Annotated in this window: 15 protein-coding genes; 2 read left to right on the forward strand and 13 right to left on the reverse strand. The window is 73.3% G+C overall.

Translation table 11 applies throughout. The features are described from left to right. The 13 genes from CRP39_RS22965 to CRP39_RS23025 form a co-directional block, all read right to left on the reverse strand. A complete protein-coding gene (locus tag CRP39_RS22965; RefSeq protein WP_216359889.1) occupies nucleotides 1-1,290 on the reverse strand; it encodes an MFS transporter in 1,290 nt (429 codons plus the stop codon). Nucleotides 1,291-1,718: 428 nt separating this feature from the next. Further along, nucleotides 1,719-2,426, reverse strand: coding sequence for a class I SAM-dependent methyltransferase (locus CRP39_RS22970; protein ID WP_245854052.1), 708 nt, complete (start codon nucleotides 2,424-2,426; stop codon nucleotides 1,719-1,721). A gap of 43 nt (nucleotides 2,427-2,469) precedes the next feature. Further along, the gene (locus CRP39_RS22975; RefSeq protein WP_097208718.1) at nucleotides 2,470-2,760 is read right to left on the reverse strand and encodes a hypothetical protein; all 291 of its coding nucleotides are present in this window, start codon (nucleotides 2,758-2,760) and stop codon (nucleotides 2,470-2,472) included. A gap of 33 nt (nucleotides 2,761-2,793) precedes the next feature. Beyond that, complete coding sequence (locus CRP39_RS22980) at nucleotides 2,794-3,207, reverse strand: TIGR03668 family PPOX class F420-dependent oxidoreductase (protein WP_097208719.1); 414 nt, start codon at nucleotides 3,205-3,207, stop codon at nucleotides 2,794-2,796. A gap of 90 nt (nucleotides 3,208-3,297) precedes the next feature. After that, on the reverse strand, nucleotides 3,298-4,332 hold the full coding sequence (locus CRP39_RS22985; RefSeq protein WP_172442592.1) for an ABC transporter ATP-binding protein: 1,035 nt from the start codon (nucleotides 4,330-4,332) through the stop codon (nucleotides 3,298-3,300). After that, the gene (locus tag CRP39_RS22990; protein ID WP_097208720.1) at nucleotides 4,325-5,332 is read right to left on the reverse strand and encodes an ABC transporter ATP-binding protein; all 1,008 of its coding nucleotides are present in this window, start codon (nucleotides 5,330-5,332) and stop codon (nucleotides 4,325-4,327) included. The genes CRP39_RS22985 and CRP39_RS22990 overlap by 8 nt, the downstream gene beginning before the upstream one ends. Further along, nucleotides 5,329-6,354: an ABC transporter permease gene (locus CRP39_RS22995; RefSeq protein WP_245854053.1), complete on the reverse strand. Its 1,026-nt coding sequence runs from the start codon at nucleotides 6,352-6,354 to the stop codon at nucleotides 5,329-5,331. The genes CRP39_RS22990 and CRP39_RS22995 overlap by 4 nt, the downstream gene beginning before the upstream one ends. Then, nucleotides 6,351-7,292 carry an ABC transporter permease gene (locus tag CRP39_RS23000; RefSeq protein ID WP_097208819.1) on the reverse strand — a complete coding sequence of 314 codons (942 nt, stop codon included), beginning with the start codon at nucleotides 7,290-7,292 and terminating at the stop codon, nucleotides 6,351-6,353. Before CRP39_RS23000 ends, CRP39_RS22995 begins: the two co-directional genes overlap by 4 nt. Next, on the reverse strand, nucleotides 7,289-8,815 hold the full coding sequence (locus CRP39_RS23005) for an ABC transporter substrate-binding protein (protein WP_097208721.1): 1,527 nt from the start codon (nucleotides 8,813-8,815) through the stop codon (nucleotides 7,289-7,291). Before CRP39_RS23005 ends, CRP39_RS23000 begins: the two co-directional genes overlap by 4 nt. Before the next feature lie 265 nt (nucleotides 8,816-9,080). After that, entirely contained in the window at nucleotides 9,081-10,844 is a 1,764-nt protein-coding gene (locus CRP39_RS23010; protein ID WP_245854070.1) for a glycoside hydrolase family 2 protein, read from the reverse strand. Between the two features lie 128 nt (nucleotides 10,845-10,972). Then, nucleotides 10,973-11,827: a MaoC family dehydratase gene (locus CRP39_RS23015; RefSeq protein WP_097208820.1), complete on the reverse strand. Its 855-nt coding sequence runs from the start codon at nucleotides 11,825-11,827 to the stop codon at nucleotides 10,973-10,975. Beyond that, nucleotides 11,827-12,117, reverse strand: coding sequence for a hypothetical protein (locus CRP39_RS23020; protein ID WP_245854055.1), 291 nt, complete (start codon nucleotides 12,115-12,117; stop codon nucleotides 11,827-11,829). The genes CRP39_RS23015 and CRP39_RS23020 overlap by 1 nt, the downstream gene beginning before the upstream one ends. Before the next feature lie 84 nt (nucleotides 12,118-12,201). Next, nucleotides 12,202-13,485 (reverse strand): acetyl-CoA C-acetyltransferase, encoded by a 1,284-nt coding sequence (locus CRP39_RS23025; protein ID WP_097208723.1) that lies wholly within the window; start codon nucleotides 13,483-13,485, stop codon nucleotides 12,202-12,204. A gap of 88 nt (nucleotides 13,486-13,573) precedes the next feature. Here CRP39_RS23025 and CRP39_RS23030 point away from each other — a divergent pair, with 88 nt between their 5' ends. Together CRP39_RS23030 and CRP39_RS23035 are read left to right on the forward strand one after the other, a co-directional pair. Further along, nucleotides 13,574-14,227, forward strand: a complete 654-nt coding sequence (locus CRP39_RS23030; protein WP_245854056.1) for a TetR family transcriptional regulator — start codon at nucleotides 13,574-13,576, stop codon at nucleotides 14,225-14,227. After that, nucleotides 14,224-16,266 carry an acyl-CoA dehydrogenase family protein gene (locus tag CRP39_RS23035; protein WP_097208725.1) on the forward strand — a complete coding sequence of 681 codons (2,043 nt, stop codon included), beginning with the start codon at nucleotides 14,224-14,226 and terminating at the stop codon, nucleotides 16,264-16,266. The genes CRP39_RS23030 and CRP39_RS23035 overlap by 4 nt, the downstream gene beginning before the upstream one ends. Nucleotides 16,267-16,323: the final 57 nt, after the last annotated feature.

The raw sequence follows: 16,323 nt of genomic DNA on the forward strand, positions 1-16,323 counted from the left end.
CTACCCCACCCACGTGTCGTGCCGGGTCTCGCGAACCAGTGGCAGGATGACGCAGAGGCTGACCAACGCGGCGACCATGACGTACCAGGCCGGGGCGAGACTGCTGCCGGTCACGTCGACCAGCAGGGTGGCCACGAAGGGCGCGGTACCGCTGAACAGCGCGGTGCCGAACCCGTAGGCCACCCCGAACCCGGAGACGCGCACCTTCGTCGGGAACATCTCGGCGAAGGTCGCGGGCGTGACGCCGCAGAAGCTACTGACCGGGATCCAGAGGATGACCATGCCCAGGAGCGCGGACCCGAAGGTGCCGTTCTGCAGGAGCAGGAAACCCGGATAGGGCAGGGCGAGCCCGGCCAGGCAGGCGAAGATCAGGATCGGTCGCCGGCCGAACGCGTCCGACAGGGCGCCGAACACCGGGGTCATGCAGGAACCGATCGCCGTGGCCAGCACGACCGCGGTGAGTGCCTGGATCGGGGTGAACCCGATGACCGTGATCAAGTAGCTGAGGATGAACGAGAGCACGGTGTACGAGGTGATGGCGAAGGCGACCGCGATGCCGACGATGGTGAGCATCGCCTTCCAGTGCTCCCGCAGCACCGTCGACAGCGGACTGCTGACCTGTTCGTCGGTGGACTTGACCGCCTCGAACTGCGGCGTCTCCGCGATCCTCGCCCGCAGGTACATCCCGATCGCCAGCAGCGGGAAGCTGAGCAGGAAGGGAACGCGCCAACCCCAGCCGGTCATCGACTCGGCCGAGAGCAACAGCGTGAACAGCAGGACGACCAGGCCGCCGAGCATGCTGCCGGCGTTGGCCGAGAAGTACGCCAGGGACCCGTAGAAGCCTCGACGGTGCGGCGGCGCGTACTCCACCAGGAAGGACGCCGACGCCCCGAACTCACCGCCCACCGACAGGCCCTGCAGCATGCGCGCCACGACCAGCAGCGCCGGAGCCAGGAGCCCCACGGAGGCGTAGGTCGGCATTATCCCGATGAGCAGCGTGGCTACGCCCATCAGCGTCACCGACACGATCAGCGCGACCTTCCGACCCCGCTTGTCCGCGATCCGGCCGAACAGGATGGCGCCGATGGGGCGCATCACGAAGCCGACCGCGAACACGGCGAAGGTGGACAGGATCGCGGCGATGCGGTCCTCGCCCGGGAAGAACAGTTGGGACAGGACGGGGGTCAGGAAGGCGAAGACCGCGAAGTCGTACCACTCCAAGGCGTTCCCCGTACCCGCCGCGAGGATCGCCTTGCGCGCCCCCTTGCGGTCGACCGGAGCGGATGTCACCGAGCGAACAGCCTCGGGATCACTCGTCGCTGGACTCGCCACCATGTTTCCCTCACCGACTCTGATTGGTGTGATGATCCGGGGTGTACGGCGCAGCGATCGGGGTTTGCCAACTCCTACAGCGGGAAGAAGTGTGACGCTCCGCACGTAACGGCCGTCACAGTCTCTTGTCCGGCCTCCGTCGTCTGTGACCGAAGTCCGCGACGGGTGTGACTGCTGTAACACGTCTGCCCCCGAGGCGCCTGCCGTGTCGGTTCCGGCGGACCACGTGGAGAATGCGCTCCGGGCAGATCACGCTGGCCCCATGTGCGCCCCGGCGCACCCGCCCAGGCCCCTGGGTCACGGGGTCGTTACGCGCACCCCGCCGTCCACCGGCCTGTCGGCAGGCCACCACCCCATGGTCAACGGCCGAGCGCGGCCGGGAGCAGTCAGCTGGCCGTCGCCGTCACGAAGGTGCAGATCCCGTCGCCGGAGTGGGCCCGCTGCCGGACGCCGATCAGCTTGAGCAGCGCGATCTCCAGCCGGTACCCGAGGTGCACCAGGCCCTTGTAGAACGTGTTGCCGCCGTTGCGCACCTCGATCTGGTCGAACCCGGCCAGCCGGATGTGCTCGGTCAGCATCCACTCCGGGAGGATCGTGATGTGCCCAGGTGAGTGGTAGAAGCCCGGGCCGAAGATGTACGGCGCCCCCTTGAAGAACATCTTCAGCCGCGAGTGCGGGTGCGTGATGTTCGGCGTGCTGACCAGCAAGCGGTCCCCGGCGCGCAGCAGCGAGCGGATCGCCCGCAGCACCTGCCGGGGGTTCTCCACGTGCTCGAGGGTCTCGACGCACACGACCATGTCGAACGGGCCGCGGGTGTCGTCGGTCCACTGCGGGTCGTCGAGGTCCAGCCGGTGGATCCAGTCGTGCGGGGGGTCGAGGTCGGTCGGGACGACGTCGAAGCCGGCGTCCCGCAGCCGCAGCGCGAGGGCACCGCACCCGGAACCCACCTCGAGGATCCGTCCCCCCTCGGGCAGGGCCGCCCGCACGAGTTCCACGGCGTACTCGTGCACCCCGGGGGCGGCGTGGATGCCGTGGCCCCGGTAGGAGGTGACCGCTGTCGTCCGTTGCCCGCTCCGGTGTTCTGTCACAGCCACCGCGTCAGCCTGGCACAACGGAGCCGTCCCCACCTGGGCTGAGCTACAGGGCGACCTCGGCGAGCAGGCCCACCTGCGCCGGATCGGAGACGGTCGGGTCCAGGACCAGCTCGTCGACGCCGATCTCGGCGAAGCCCGCGATGACCTCCTTGATCGCCTGCGCTGACCGGTGCGCGCCGCCGGCGATCATCTCCGCGACCTCACGGCCCATCGGCTCGTAGTAGTCGAGCAGGTAGGCCCGCGACTGCTCCTCGGTGTCGCCGAGCGAGAAGTGGTTCAGCGCGGCGAACCGCGGCTCCCCCTCCCGGCCGGCGTCCCGCCACGCCGCCCGCACCCGCTCGACGAACGGCGCGGCCGCCTCCTGGGGCTAGGACGTGCTGGACCAACCACTCCACCGCTGCACGGTGACGACGAGCAGCGGCCCGGTCGGGGGCTGCTCGCGGTACTGGGGGTGCCGCCGCGCCAGCGCGGTCAGTCCGGGGTGCCCGGCGGGCGGGGCGTCGACGACCTCAGCCGTGCCGTCCGCACGGACCCACCACAGCCGCGACCAGTCGTCCTCGTAGTGGTCCACGAGGAGGGCGCAGCGCGGCTCGGCGCGGACGTTCGCGAGGCGCTGCAACTGCGTCGACCGCTTGGGCTTGGCGTCGACCGCCGAGTAGACCGCGTCGTCGACCAGCGCGAACACCAGGGGGACGAGGTGCGGGGCGCCGTCCGGGCGCACGGTGGCCAGCCGGGCCACGGCGCTGGAGGCGAAACGCTCGCGCAGTTCCGCCGTCCGCACGCGGCGTTCCTACCAGGGACGGCGCCCCCGCGGCCGGCTCGCGACCGCCTCGTCCCCGTCGAGAGAGGGTGACACCTCGGGCGCCGAGCGTCACGAGCCGACGTCGACCCCCTCGTCGTGCCGCACCGGGGTGCCGACCACGCCGTGCAGGTGGCAGGCGGCGACGTGGTCGGGGGCGGCGCCGACCGGCTGCAGGGCCGGGTCGACGTCCGGACACGGCTCGAACACGTACGGGCAGCGGGTGCGGAACCGGCAGCCGCTGGGCACGTTCGCCGGCGAGGGGACGTCGCCGCCCAGCACGATCCGCCGGCGGGAGCGCTCCAGCGCCGGGTGCGGCACCGGGACGGCGGACAGCAGCGCCTGCGTGTACGGCATCTGCGGCTCCGCCCCCACCGCCGACGCGGGCCCGATCTCGACGATCCGCCCGAGGTACATGACGGCGATCCGGTCGGAGATGTGCCGGACGGCGGACAGGTCGTGGGAGATGAACAGCAGGGTGAGGCCGAGCCGGCGCTGCAGGCGGCGCAGCAGGTTGAGCACCTGAGCCTGCACGCTCACGTCCAGCGACGCGATGGCCTCGTCGCAGACCAGGAAGTCCGGCTCGCCGGCCAGGGCCCGGGCGATGCCCACCCGCTGGCGCTGCCCGCCGGAGAACTCGTGCGGGTAGCGCCCGGCCACCGCGGGATCCAGACCCACCAGCTCCAGCAGCTCACCGACCCGCTGGGCGCGCTCCCGGCGTCCGCCGTGCAGCCCGTGCACCTCGAGCGGCTCGGAGACGGTCTGGGCGACGGTGCGCCGCGGGTCGAGGGAGGCGAACGGGTCCTGGAACACCATGCCGGCGCGCCGGCGCAGCTGCCGCATCCGCCGGCGGTCGAGGGAGGTGACGTCGATGCCGTCGAAGGTCACCGTGCCCCCGGTGGGCGGCACCAGCCGCAGCAGCGCGTTGCCCAGGGTCGACTTCCCGCAGCCGGACTCCCCCACCAAGCCCAGCGTCTCCCCGCGGCGGATGTCGAGGTCCACCCCGTCGACGGCGCGCAGCACCCCGGCCGTACGGCGGCCGACGCCCTTCGCCCGGACGGGGAAGTGCACCTCCAGGCCGCGCGCGGACACCAGCACGTCATCCACGGGGCGCCTCCTCCGCACACCACGTCGCCGCCCGGTGCGGCAGCACACCCGTCGACGCGGCGACGACGGCCAGCGGCGGCTGCTGGGTCTCGCACCGCGGGTCCGAGCGCACCGGGCAGCGCGGCCAGAACACGCAACCGGGCGGCAGGTCGGTGGGTGCCGGTGGCACGCCCGGGACGGTGGTGAGGTCGGGCACCTCGCCGTCCACGGCCGGCGCGGCCAGGTCGGGCAGCGCGCCCAGCAGCCCGCGGGTGTAGGGGTGGGCCGGGTGCTCGAGGACGTCGTCCACCGTGCCGTCCTCCACGCAGCGGCCGCCGTACATCACGAGCACGCGGTCGGCGATGCCCGCCACCACCCCGAGGTCGTGGGTGATCCAGACGACCCCGGTGCCGTGGTCGGCCTGCAGCCGCTCCACCAGGTCGATGATCTGCGCCTGCACGGTCACGTCGAGCGCGGTGGTGGCCTCGTCGGCGATCAGGAGGGACGGCGAGTTCGACAGCGCGATCGCGATGACCACCCGCTGCCGCATCCCGCCGGAGAGCTCGTGCGGGTACCGGTCCAGCGTCCCCCGGGGGTCGGGCAGCCCGACCTCGCCGAGCAGCTCGGCGGCCCGGCGCCGCGCGTCGGCCTTGGAGACCTCCCCGTGCGCGCGGATGCCCTCGACCAGCTGCCGGCCGATGGTCAACACCGGGTTCAGCGACGTCATCGGGTCCTGGAACACCATGCCGATGCCGGGTCCGCGCACCTGGCGCAGCCGCTCGGGCGGCATCGTCAGCAGGTCCTCGCCGTGCAGCAGCGCCCGGCCGGTGACCGTGGCGGAGCGGGCCGGCAGCAGCCCGAGCAGGGCCAGCACCGAGACGCTCTTACCGCTGCCGGACTCGCCGACCACGGCGACGGTCTCCCCCTCGCCCACCGAGTAGCTCAGCCCGTTGACCACCGCCGCCGGCCCGCGCGGCGTCCGCAGGCGCACCCGCAGGTCCTCGACCTCGAGCAGGGTCACCGCCCACCCCCGGACATGAGCGTGCGCTGCCGCGGGTCCAGGACGTCGCGCAGCCCGTCGCCGAGCAGGTTGAAGCACAGCACGGTCAGGAAGATCGCCATCCCCGGGAAGAAGGCCAGCCACCAGGCCAGGTCGATGTAGCCGCGCCCCTCGGCCAGCATCAGCCCCCACGCCGGGTTGGGCGGCTGGGTGCCCAGCCCGAGGAAGGACAGCGCCGCCTCGGCCAGGACGGCGAACGCCAGGCTGATCGAGGTCTGCACGATGATCGGCGGCGCGGCGTTGGGCAGCACGTGCCGCGTGAGCAGCCGCAGGTCGGAGGCCCCGACCGACCGGGAGGCTCGCACGTACACCTCCTCGCGGACGCCGAGCACGCTGGCGCGGGTGACGCGGGCGAAGACCGGGATGTAGACGATCCCGATCGCCAGGGCGGTGTTGCCGGCGCCCGGGCCGCGGACAGCGAGCACGGCGATCGCCAGGAGCACCGCCGGGAAGGCGAAGAGGACGTCCATGGCCCGCATCAGGACGTCGTCCACCCAGCGGCCGTAGAACCCCGCGAGCAGCCCGGCGAGGCTGCCGACGACGAGCGCGAACGCGACGGCGAGGAAGCCGACCCGCAGCGAGACGCCGGCACCCAGGATGACCCGGCTGAATATGTCCCGGCCGAGGTCGTCGGTGCCGAACGGGTGCTCCAGGCTCGGCGACTGCAGCCGGTCGGCAACGGAGATCTCGTTGGGGCCCGATGGCGCCAGCGTCTCGTCGAAGACCGCGACGAGGACCAGCAGCAGCAGGAGCACGGCGGAGACGGCGGCCGACGGGTTGCGCGCCAGCAGCCCGAGGGTCTCCTGCCAGCGCGGGCGCGCCCGGCGCGGAGCGGGGGCCGGCGCCGCCGACGACCACGCCGTGGCGTCCGGCGCCGCCGACGACCACGCCGTGGCGTCCGGCGCCGCCGACGACCGCGCCGGGGCGTCCGGCTCCGCCGGCGACCGCGGCGCCGGCCCGGGGGTGGGGGCGGCGGCGCTCATCGGCGGATCCGCGGGTCGATGGCGGTGTAGAGCAGGTCGACCACCAGGTTGATCAGCAGGAACACCACCGCGAACAGCAGGATCGCCCCCTGCAGGACGGGGTAGTCGCGGGCCTGGACCGCCTGCAGCGCCAGCTGTCCGAGCCCGGGCCAGGAGAACACGATCTCCACGACGACCACCCCGGAGAGCAGGTAGGCCAGCTGCACGCCGGTGACGGTGACCAGCGGCAGCAGGGCGTTGCGCAGCGCGTGCCAGGTGAAGACCTGCCGGCCCGGCAGCCCCTTGGCCTGCGCCGTCCGGACGTGGTCGGAACCGAGCGCCTCCAGCACGCTGGACCGGACGAAGCGGGTGATGACCGACCCGGACACCACGCCGGTCACCACGGCAGGCATCACCAGCCGCTCCAGCCAGCCCAGCGGGTCCTCGCTCAGCGGCACGTAGCCGCCCGAGGGCAGCCAGCCCAGCGTCCCGGAGAAGACGAGGATGAGCACGATCGCCATCCAGAACTCCGGGACCGAGATGCCGATCTGGCTCAGCACGGTGGCGATCCGGTCGACGACCGACCGGGGTCGTAGCGCCGACAGGATGCCGAGCGGGACGGCGATCAGCAGCGCGACGAGGATCGAGGCGAACGCCAGGGTCAGCGTCGCGGGCAGCCGCTCGGCGATCAGCGAGGTCACGGTGTCGCCGCTGCGGAAGCTGACCCCGAGGTCCCCGCTCAGGGCCCGGCCCAGCCAGCCGGAGAACTGCGCGAGGAGCGGCTGGTCGAGCCCCGACCGCTCGCGCAGGGCGTCGTAGGTCTCCTGTGAGAAACGTGTGCCGAGCGCCAGCCGCACCGGGTCGCCGGGCACGAGGTGGACCAGCGCGAACACGATCACGCTCACCCCCGCCAGCACCACCACCGACTGCCCGGTGCGGCGGAGGAGGTACCCGGTCAGGGCAGCTCCACGGTCTCGAAGTTGATCGCCTTGTCCGCCCGGATCTGGTAGCCGGACAGGCCCGGCGCCCAGGCCTGCACCACGTCGGGGTTGTACAGGTACAGGTAGGAGACGTCGTCGACGATGAGCTGCGCCGCCTGGTCGTAGATCGCCTTGCGGGCGTCCGGGTCGGTCTCGGCGGCACCGGCCGCGAGCAGCTGGTCGACCTGCGGGTTGCTGTAGCCCTGGTAGTTGTTCGACCCGCCGGTCTTGTGCTGCTCCTCGTAGTAGGCGGCCGGGTCGAGGTTGCCCAGCCAGCCGAGCAGGAAGGCGTCGTAGTCGCCCTTGCCCTGCCGGTCCAGCCAGGTGGCGAAGTCCAGGGTCTCGATCTCGACGGTGATGCCGACCTGCTCGAGCTGGCCGGCGACCACCTGCGCGGCGGTGACAGTCTCCGGGTACTCGTCGGTGACCATCAGCCCCATCGTCAGCGGCGTCTGCACGCCGGCCTGCTGCAGCAGCTGGCGGGCCTGGTCGGGGTCCGGGGAGAACGGCGCGTAGTCGGAGTGGAAGAAGCTGTCCTGGGGGATCGCCGTCTGGTTGGGCTGGGCGGCGCCGAACCACGCCGCCTCGGCGACGGCCTCGCGGTCGACGGCGAAGGAGATCGCCCGCCGCACGTCCCGGTTGTCGAACGGCGGCCGGGCGTAGTTCATGGACATGTACCAGGAGTCCACGCTCGGCGTCGTCTGCAGTTCGACGGTGTCGTCGCCCTGCAGTGACTCGATCTGCTGCGGCGGGATGTTGTCGGTCCACTGCACCTCGCCGTTCTGCAGCGCGGTCAGCGCGGCGGCCGGCTCGGTGATGTATCGGAACTCGACGCCGTCGATGCTCGGCGCCCCACCCCAGTAGTCCTCGTAGGCGGTGAGCACGGTGCTGCTCGCATCCGAGCTCTCCAGCCGGAACGGCCCGGTGCCGATCGCCTCGGTGGTCAGGTCCAGCTCGTCGGCGGCGCCCTCTGGGATGATCGACATCCCCTTGAAGGCGCCGATGCGCTCGAGCAGGTTCGGCGTCGGCTGGGTCAGGGTGATGACGACGGTCTGCGGCCCGTCGGCCGCCACGGACTCGACGTTGGCGAACCGGTAGGCGTTGCTCAGGTCCTCGTCGATGATCCGGTTGTAGGAGTAGACGACGTCGGCGGAGTCGAACTCGCTGCCGTCGTGGAAGGTGACGCCCTCCCGGAGTGTGAACGTCCAGGTCAGGTCGTCCTCGCTGGTCGCCCACTCCGTCGCCAGGCTCGGCTCCATCGTGAGGTCCTCGGGGTTCGGGACGACGAGGGTGTCGTAGACGTTCTCCAGCACCTGGAAGCTCGCGTACGCGTTGGTCGAGTGCGGGTCGAACTGGTCCGGCTGGGCGCTGACCGCGGCCGCCAGCACGTCGTCCCCGCCACCGCCGCCCCCACCGGTGTCGACGCTCTCGCCGCCCCCTCCGCAGGCGCCGAGCACCAGCGCTCCGGCGGCGAGCAGGGGCAGGAGTCGGTTCGTGCGCAAGGGGACCTCCGGCAGGCTGGGCAGTTGCGACCTGCACCGACCCTGCTACCGTCCGGCCGACCTCGCAGGTCGGGACGGTGATCGTTGCCTCTCCGCAACACGAGCGGCCGCCGGCCTCGGGTGGGACGACGGCCGCTGAGACCGTTGATCACGGGGTTCTCACGGTGGGACACGCCGGCGTGCGCGTGTCGTCGAGCACCACCCCCGGGATCGACACGAGAGGGCAGGCCCGCCTCGGTGAGCAGCTCGGTGATGCGCAGCGCGGTCAGCCTTCCCCGCAGGTGGCCCGCCGGAGGTCCTCGAGATCGCACTTCGGCACCCGGTCCATCGTCAGCAGCCCGTTGACCTCCTGGTAGGTGTCGGTCAGCTGCGTCCAGCAGGCCCCGGCCAGCGCGTCGGTGGCGCGCACCGCCGCCCACTGCTCGCGGTACCGCACGAGGAGGTCCTCCGGCGACGAGGCGTCGGCGTACCCCCACGCCTCGGTGCGATCCCCGGCGTCGGGCCGGCCGCGCAGCGCCGCCGCGTTGAGCGAGATCCCGCCGAACTCCGACAGGACGACGGCGCGACCCGCGGTGCCCGCCCTCTCCAGGTCGGCGAGGCGGCCGTCCTCGCGCCGGCCGGTGGCGGCCCGCTCCAGGTCCGGCTGCGTGCGGTAGCGGTCGGCCAGCCCGGCCGGGTCCTGCCGGTAGTCGTGGATGCCGAGCACGTCGCCGCCGAGGGCCTCCCAGCCGTCGTTGGCCGACACCGGCCGCGTGCCGTCCAGGGCGTCGGCCTGCGCCGCGAGCGCCCGGATGAGCGCCCGCTGCCGCGGATCGCTCTCCGCCTCGGGCACGCCCCACGACTCGTTGAGCGGCACCCACGTCACGACGCTGGGGTGCCCCCGGTGGGCGGCGACGACCTCCGGCCACTCCCGGAGCAGGCGGGCGGCGGCCGTGGGGCCGGGGCGGTACGCCGAGGGCATCTCCGCCCAGACCAGGAGCCCCATCCGGTCGGCCAGGGCGAGGTAGCGGGGGTCCTCGGTCTTCTGGTGCTTGCGCGCGCCGGTGAAGCCGAGGGCGCGGGTGAGCTCCAGGTCCCGCCGCAGCGCTCCGACGTGGGGCGGGGTGGCTCCGGTGTCGGGCCAGTAGCCCTGGTCGAGGACCAGCCGCAGCCACGCCGGGCGGCCGTTGAGCAGGAACCGCCCGTCGTCGACCTCCATCGAGCGCAGCGCGGTGTAGCTGCGCACCTCGTCGAGGATCTCCCCGCCCCCGGCGACCAGGGCGAGGTCGGCGTCCAGCAGCGTGGGCGAGCCGGGCTCCCACAGCAGCGCCCCGCGGTCGTCGAAGCCGCCGTCCCCCACCTGGACGGTCCGCTCGACGACCGCACCGTCCACCCGGACGACGTCGTCGACCAGCAGCCGCTCCCCCGCGCGCAACCGCAGGTGCAGCCGCGCGCCGGTCACCGGGACCGACAGCTCCACCCGGACGTCGACGCGCAGCGTCCGCGGGTCCCCACGCCACTGCACGTCGGCGATGTGCTCCCGGGACACCTGCTCCAGCCAGGCGGTGCGCCAGATGCCGGTGGTGCGCGGGTACCAGATCTCGTGCGGCTCGTCCCGCCACTCCTGCTTGCCCCGCGGCGCCTCGAGGTCCAGCGGGTCGTCGTCGGCCCGGACGACCAGGTCGGCCCCGTCGCCGAGGGCGTCGGTGACGTCGACACTGAACGCGGTGTAGCCGCCCTCGTGGTGCGCGACGTGGGCGCCGCCCACCCAGACGTCGCAGACCCGGTCGACGGCACCGAGGTGCAGCACCGTGTGGCGATCGCCGCCCGGAGCCGGCAGCGGCCGGCGATACCAGGCGCGGTTGAGCAGGCCCTTCCAGTGCACGCCGCTGGCCGGCGTCTCGGGGGCGTACGGCACCCGGATGCGCCGGTCGAACGCGATCCCGCCGGGCGTGCCGGTCCGCTCCGGGTCGGCGGCGAACTCCCACTCCCCGTCCAGGGACGTCCAGGGGCGGCGCAGCAGCGGGCGCGGGTGCTCGGTCGGGTCCATCGGGTCCACGTCCCCACCTCACCGGAGTCGGCGTCCCCGCGCAGCCCCGATTGCCCGAGTTGATCATCGCCGAGTGGCTGCCCGGCACGCCGACCACGACCGCCATCCGCCGATGATCACGGCGCCGCTCAGAGGGGGCGGACCGTACCCCGCAGGTGCTCGGTGCCGGCCACCGCGTTGCGGAGCGCGAGGTCCCAGCCGCCGTCGGCCGGCGCGGTCGCCAGCGTGACCGTCGACGGCAGGAACACCGGCTTGCGGAACGCCACGTCGGCGGTCAGCGCCTCGGGCAACCGGCCCTCCAGCGCCGCCAGCGCCCGCGCCTCGAGCCACATGCCGTGCGCGATGGCGCGCTTGAAGCCGAACGCCTTCGCGGTCAGCCCCGACAGGTGGATCGGGTTCACGTCGCCGGACACCCCGGCGTAGCGCCGGCCGGCGTCGGCGGGCACCCGCCAGTGCACCGCGCCGTCCGGCAGCGCGCCGCCGCCCACCTCGACGTCGGCGTCGGGCGCGCCCTCGGGGGCGGTCGCACCGCGGGCCAGGTAGGTCGACCGGCCGCGCCAGACCTCGACCCCGGCGGCGGACACCGAGGCGCACAGGTCCACGGTGGCCCCGCTGCGGTGGCGGGCGAACCGCTCGGCCCAGACCTCCAGGTCCAGGGCCTCCCCCAGCCCGATGGGGCGCAGCGCGTCGATCCGGTTGCGCACGTGCACCAGGCCCGGCAGCGCGAGTGGGAACGCGCGGTCGGCCATCAGCGCCACCTGCAGCGGGAAGGTCAGCACGTGCGGGTGGGTCACCGGCAGGGCGCCGGTGAGCCCGAACCCGCAGACCCGCGCGTAGGCGGCGACGTCCGCGGGATCGGCGACCACCCCGGTCCGGGCCAGCCGGGTGTCCGGCAGCGCGCCCCCGCGTCCCCGCGCGGTCGCCGCCGCCCGCGCGAACAGCGCCGCCGTCGACGGCGCCTCCTCCAGTTCCCTGCGCGTCATCACGCCCCCAGCATCGACTGGCCGCACACCCGCACCACCTGGCCGTTGACCGCCGCGACCCCCGGTGAGGCCAGCCAGGCGATCGTCTCGCCGACGTCGACGGGCAGACCACCCTGCTGCAGGGAGTTGATCCGCGACCCGATCCCCCGGGTGCCCAACGGCATCCTCGCCGTCATCTCGGTGACGATGAAGCCCGGCGCGACCGCGACGGCGGGGCGGGGCAGCCCGAGCCGCTCGGTGATCGTCGCCCCGAGGCCCGAGGCAGCGAAGTCGCGGTACCGGTCACTCACGAGGTGGTTCCTCCCAGAAAGCGTCGGTTTCCGCGGAAACCGACGAGTGAGCGGCGTCGGTTTCCGCGGGAACCGACAGAGGGGTCAGGACTCGAGGATCGCGACGACGCCCTGGCCGCCGGCCGCGCAGATGGAGATCAAACCGCGCCTGCCCCGGCCGGCCTCGTGCAGCAGCTTCGCCAGCGTCGCGACGATGCGGCCGCCGGTCGCGGCGAACGGGTGCCCGGCGGCCAGCGACGAGCCGTTGACGTTCAGCTTCGACCGGTCGATCGGCCCCAGCGGTGCGTCGAGGCCGAGCTTCTCCCTGCAGAACGACGGGTCCTCCCAGGCCTTCAGCGTGGCGAGCACGGTGGAGGCGAAGGCCTCGTGGATCTCGTAGAAGTCGAAGTCCTGCAGCGTGAGGCCGTTGCGGGCCAGCAGCACCGGGACGGCGTGGGCCGGGGCCATGAGCAGCCCCTCACCGGCGTGCACGTGGTCGACCGCGGCGGTCTGGGCGTCGACGAGATGGGCCAGCACCGGCAGGTCGTGCGCCGCGGCCCACTCGTCGGAGGCCAGCAGGACGGCGGAGGCGCCGTCGGTGAGCGGGGTCGAGTTGCCCGCGGTCATCGTGGCGCCCTCACCCTTCCCGAAGACGGGCGTGAGGGCGGCCAGCTTCTCCACCGAGGTGTCCGGCCGCAGGTTCTGGTCGCGGGCCAGGCCGAGGTACGGGGTGACCAGGTCGTCGAAGAAGCCGCGGTCGTAGGCGGCGGCGAGGTTGCGGTGCGACGCGACGGCCAGCTCGTCCTGCTCATGGCGGCCGATCCCCCACTCCTTCGCGGTGATCGCCGCGTGGTCACCCATGGCCAGGCCGGTGCGCGGCTCGGCGTTGCGCGGCGCCTCGGGCACGAACATCCCCGGGCGCACGCCGGCGAGGGCCTTGAGCCGCTGCTGCACCGTCCTGGCGTTGCTGAGCGTGATCAGCACACGGCGCATCTCGTCGTGGATCGCCAGCGGGGCGTCGGAGGTGGTGTCGGCACCACCGGCGATGCCCGACTCGATCTGGCCGAGGGCGATCTTGTTGGCGACCAGGATCGCCGCCTCCAGCCCGGTGCCGCAGGCCTGCTGGACGTCGTAGGCGGGCGTGGTGGCCGCCAGCCGGGAGCCGAGGACGGACTCGCGGGTCAGGTTGAAGTCGCGCGCGTGCTTGAGGACGGCGCCGGCGACGACCTCGCCCAACAGCTGGCCCTGCAGGCCGAAGCGGGCGACCAGCCCGTCGAGGGTGGCCGTGAGCATGTCCTGGTTGGAGGCGGAGGCGTAGGCCCCGTTCGACCGGGCGAACGGGATGCGGTTGCCGCCGACGATCGCGGCCTGTCGCGTCTGCGGAGCCATGGGAGACCTCCCGGGTCGCTGCCGGACGGCAGAAATGGCCATTTCTGCCCTGTGCGCGGTACTCACGGTACTGGGTACCTTGGGTATCGTGGAACTCGGAGAATCGGGAGGACGCCGGCGCGACCGCCGGGACTCCCGCTGGGACGACCACCGCCGCGCCCGGCGCGAGCAACTGGTCGACGCGACCCTCGCCGCCGTCGGCCGGCACGGGGCCGGCGTGGGCATGGACGAGATCGCCGCCGCGGCCGGCACCAGCAAGGCCGCCGTATACCGGCACTTCGCCGACCGCACCGAGCTGCACGTGGCCGTCTGCGCACGGGTCGCCGCGCAGCTCACCGCCAAGCTGCGCGAGGCGATCACCTCGAGCACCGGGCCCCGGCAGATGGTCGCCGCCGCCGTCGACACCTACCTGGCGTTCCTCGAGGCCGACCCCGAGGTCTACCGCTTCGTCGTCCACCGGCCGGCCGGCGACCGTCCCTCGGCCCCCGACCCCATCGGCACCCTGTCCGACCTGGTCGGCGACCAGGCCGCGGCCCTGGTCGCCGTCGCCTTGGAACAGGCCGGCCGCGACCCCGCCGCCGCCGCGCCCTGGGGCCACGGCCTCGTCGGGCTGGTCCGCTCCGCCGCCGACTGGTGGCTGCAGGCCGACCGCCCCATGGCGCGGGCCGACCTCGCCGCCCACCTGACCGATCTCGCCTGGGCCGGCCTGTCCGGCGTCGTCCCCGAGGAGGACCAGAAGTGACATCGAACCTGCCGACCGCCGTCGACCCGCGGGCCCTGACCGAGGTGCTCGACGGCCGGTGGGCGCACGTCCGCCGCGACGCCCGCGAGCACCTGCACGACCCCGGACTGCTGCCCGTCTACGGCGAGAGCGTCGCCGAGGCGCGCGAGCGGGTGACGCGGGTGGCGCGGGTGCTCGCGGAGTCCGGCCGCGTGGCGCTCGGGTTCCCCAAGGAGTACGGCGGGGCGGACGACGCGGGCGGAGCGATCGTCTCGGTGGAGATGCTGGCCTTCCAGGACCTGTCGGTGATGGTGAAGGCCGGCGTCCAGTGGGGTCTGTTCGGCGGCGCCGTCCAGCTGCTCGGCACCGAGCGGCACCACGCCGCGTACCTGCGCGACATCATGAGCTTCGACCTGCCCGGCTGCTTCGCGATGACCGAGACCGGCCACGGCTCCGACGTCCAGCAGCTGCGGACGACGTGCACCTACGACCCCGCGACGCAGACGTTCGACCTGCACACGCCGCACGAGGCCGCCCGCAAGGACTACATCGGCAACGCGGCGAGGGACGGCCGGATGGCGGTCGTCTTCGCCCAGCTGGTCACCCAGGGCGAGGGCCGCGGCGTGCACGCCTGGCTGGTGCCGATCCGCGACGAGCAGGGCAACCCGCTGCCCGGCGTCACGATCGGCGACGACGGCCCCAAGGCCGGGCTCAACGGCGTCGACAACGGCCGGCTCAGCTTCGACCACGTGCGCGTGCCGCGCGAGATGCTGCTGGACCGCTACGGGCAGGTCGCCGAGGACGGCGCGTACACCAGCACCATCGAGCACGAGACCCGCCGCTTCTTCACCATGCTGGGCACGCTGGTCCGCGGCCGGGTCAGCGTCGGCGGATCGGCGTCGTCGGCCACGAAGCTCGCCCTCGACATCGCCGTCCGCTACGGGGAGGTGCGCCGCCAGTTCACCGCTCCCCGCGGGGACCGCGAGGTCGCGATCAACGACTACCTGGCGCACCAGCGCAAGCTGCTCCCCGCCCTGGCCGCCACCTACGCGTACACGTTCGCGCAGGAGGAGCTGGTCAGCACGATGCACGACGTCCAGGGGGCGGACCAGGTCGACGAGCGGGCGCAGCGGGAGCTGGAGTCCCGCGCCGCCGGACTCAAGGCCGCCCAGACCTGGCACGCCACCCGCACCATCCAGCTGTGCCGGGAGGCCTGCGGCGGCGCCGGCTACCTGCAGGAGAACCGGCTGCCGCACCTCAAGGCCGACACCGACGTCTTCACCACCTTCGAGGGCGACAACACCGTCCTGCTGCAGCTGGTCGCCAAGGGGCTGCTCACCGGCTACCGCGACGCCTTCGGCTCCCTCGACGGGTGGGGCCGGGTCGGGTTCGTCGCCGACATGGTCCGCGAGACCGTGCTGGAGCGGACCGCGGCCCGCGGGCTCATCGCCCGGCTGGTCGACGCCGTCCCCGGCCGGGACGACGAGGTGCCGATGCTCGACCGCGGCTGGCAGCTGAAGGTGTTCGAGGACCGCGAGAAGCACACCCTCGAGAGCGCCATCCGCCGGCTGCGCCGGGGCGCGGCCACCGCATCGAGCGCCACGCCCGCCCCCGACCCGTTCGACGTCTTCAACGACGTCCAGGACCACGTGCTGCAGGCCGCGCAGGCGCACATCGACCGGATCGTGCTCGAGGCGTTCGTCGCCGGCATCGAGCGCACCACGGACGACGCCGCCCGCGCCCTGCTCGACCGCCTCTGCGACCTCTACGCGTTGTCGACCGTCGAGGCGCACAAGGGCTGGTTCCTGGAGCACGGCCGGCTGACCGCCCCCCGGGCCAAGGCGCTCACCGCCACGGTCAACGCGCTGCTCAGGGAGCTGCGGCCGTACATGGTGACCCTGGTCGACGCCTTCGCCATCCCGGAGGACTGGAAGGGCGCGGCGATCCTCCGCGAGGAGGCGGCCCGCCAGGAGGCGATGCACGCTCACGACACGACGACCCACGACACCGTCCTGCCCGCGGGGACGGCGACGGCCGTGGAGGTCCCACCCGGCCAGTGAGGCCGCCGCTCCCCTCCCGTTCCCCCGCCGTCCCCCCTGCCTCCCCCCGCTCCGCCC

The organism is Geodermatophilus sabuli, assembly GCF_900215145.1.
Lineage (GTDB): Bacteria > Actinomycetota > Actinomycetes > Mycobacteriales > Geodermatophilaceae > Geodermatophilus > Geodermatophilus sabuli.

What these genes read in the sequence shown, in the direction of transcription:
- CRP39_RS22995 (WP_245854053.1), bottom strand. Translation starts at nt 6,354, where the DNA reads ATGAGCGCCGCCGCCCCCACCCCCGGGCCGGCGCCGCGGTCGCCGGCG.
- CRP39_RS23010 (WP_245854070.1), bottom strand. Translation starts at nt 10,844, where the DNA reads ATGGACCCGACCGAGCACCCGCGCCCGCTGCTGCGCCGCCCCTGGACG.
- CRP39_RS23015 (WP_097208820.1), bottom strand. Translation starts at nt 11,827, where the DNA reads ATGACGCGCAGGGAACTGGAGGAGGCGCCGTCGACGGCGGCGCTGTTC.
- CRP39_RS23025 (WP_097208723.1), bottom strand. Translation starts at nt 13,485, where the DNA reads ATGGCTCCGCAGACGCGACAGGCCGCGATCGTCGGCGGCAACCGCATC.